Raw genomic sequence first — 1,809 nt, forward strand, 5'->3', positions numbered from 1 at the left:
TTCTGTTTCTCGATCTGTTGTGCATGATCCAGCAGACGATCGATTGCGCTGCGGTCAAAATCCCCGATGGAAATGATGTGATGCGTGGCAACTCCTCCCGCGCGAGATTTGTCAGGATTATATGCACATCCAGACCTAATGTACCTATCTTCCAGAACACCGGTCGGTACGGGAATCGGGAATCAGGTTCCTGACAGGAATGATATTATCCGATTATTACCTATTTTTACTCTAAAGAATACGTTTATTTTTACAAAAAGGACGTGAGGCATGCAGATACCTGTAGCGCGGCCGGTAATTGGGCCGGATGAAGTGGCGGCTGTATCGGATGTGCTGATGTCCGGCATGCTGGCACAGGGAGAGAAAGTTGCCGAGTTTGAGCAGAAGTTTGCCGGATACTGCGGAACTGCCCATGCGGTGGCGGTCAATAACGGGACGGCTGCGCTCCATGCGGCGCTGCTTGCTGCAGGGATCGGCCCCGGTGACGAGGTGATTGTACCGGCATTCTCGTTTATTGCGACGGCAACCTCGGTCTCGATGTGCGGTGCAAAACCGGTCTTTGCCGATGTAGACGAGCAGACCTTCACTATCCGTCCCGATCAGGTGAAGGAACGAATCACTCCGAAGACCAAAGCGGTCATCGGTGTCCATCTCTTCGGCCAGCCCTTTGATGTCGATCCCATCCTTGAGATTTGCGAAGCACACGCGATCCCCTTAATCGAGGACGCGGCGCAGGCCCACGGCGCGCTCTACCATGGAGTCAAGGCAGGGAACCTCGGCAAGCTTGCCTGCTTCTCGTTCTATGCGACAAAGAACATGATCACGGGTGAGGGTGGGATGGTTACGACGAACGATAAGCCCTTGGCAGACAAACTCCGCCTTATCGTCAACCACGGCCAGAGCGAGAAGTACCTTCACACGATGCTCGGCTACAACTACCGGATGACCGATATCGCCGCTGCGATCGGGATTGTCCAGCTCAAGAAACTGGAAAAGTTCAACATGCGCAGGCGCAAGAACGCTGAATACTATGCGGCCAACCTCACGGCAAAGGGTATCGTCAAGCCAAAGGTCGCCGAAAATGTCCAGCACGTGTACCACCAGTACGTGATACAGGTGACAAATGACTTCCCGCTCACAAGGAGTGCCCTCATGGATCTCCTCAAGGCAAAAGGCATCGGCTCTGCGGTACACTATCCGATTCCGATCCACCGCCAGCCGCTCTATGCACCGGTCGCCGATCCCGATCCCTGCCCGGTGGCGACCCGGCTTTCCGGGACCGTGCTCTCCCTGCCGGTGCACCCGTCGCTTGACACAAAAGACCTCGCGTATGTCTGCGAGACCATCAATAAGGTGAAATAACATGGATGTCGGTGTGATCGGTGTCGGGGCGATGGGGAAAAACCACGTCCGCGTCTATTCCGAACTCAAGAGCGTCGATCATCTCGGGGTCTGCGATGTGAACGCACAAGCCGCCGAAGCGATCGGGAAGCAGCACGGTGCGACCGTATATAAAACCGTTGACGACCTGCTCGCGCATGTGGATGTGGTGAGTGTCTGCGTGCCGACCCAGTTCCATGCGGGGGTTGTCCGGCAGGTCTTTCTTGCAAAGAAGCACACGTTCATCGAAAAACCGATCTGCGCAACGGCGGCTGAGGCCCGGGAGCTCATGGCGGTCCGCCCTGCCGGGATCACCGTCGGCGTCGGGCACATCGAGCGTTTCAATCCGATCATCGCCGAAATAAAAAAGATCGTGACAAAACCCCTGTATGTGGAATTAAAAAGGCATAATCCCGCCTCCGCCCGGGT

At 55.7% G+C, this 1,809-nt stretch carries 3 protein-coding genes; all 3 read left to right on the forward strand.

From position 1 onward, the window contains the following. On the forward strand, positions 1–194 hold a 194-nt coding region (locus WCE46_RS01185; RefSeq protein ID WP_424731867.1), incomplete at its 5' end, for a hypothetical protein. Between the two features lie 76 nt (positions 195–270). Further along, positions 271–1,362, forward strand: coding sequence for a DegT/DnrJ/EryC1/StrS family aminotransferase (locus tag WCE46_RS01190; protein ID WP_424731868.1), 1,092 nt, complete (start codon positions 271–273; stop codon positions 1,360–1,362). A gap of 1 nt (position 1,363) precedes the next feature. Next, positions 1,364–1,809 (forward strand): Gfo/Idh/MocA family protein (locus WCE46_RS01195; protein WP_424731869.1); only part of this gene is annotated, 446 nt, incomplete at its 3' end.

The sequence above is a fragment of the Methanoregula sp. genome (genome assembly GCF_049690535.1).
In the GTDB taxonomy this organism is placed as follows: Archaea; Halobacteriota; Methanomicrobia; order Methanomicrobiales; family Methanospirillaceae; genus Methanoregula.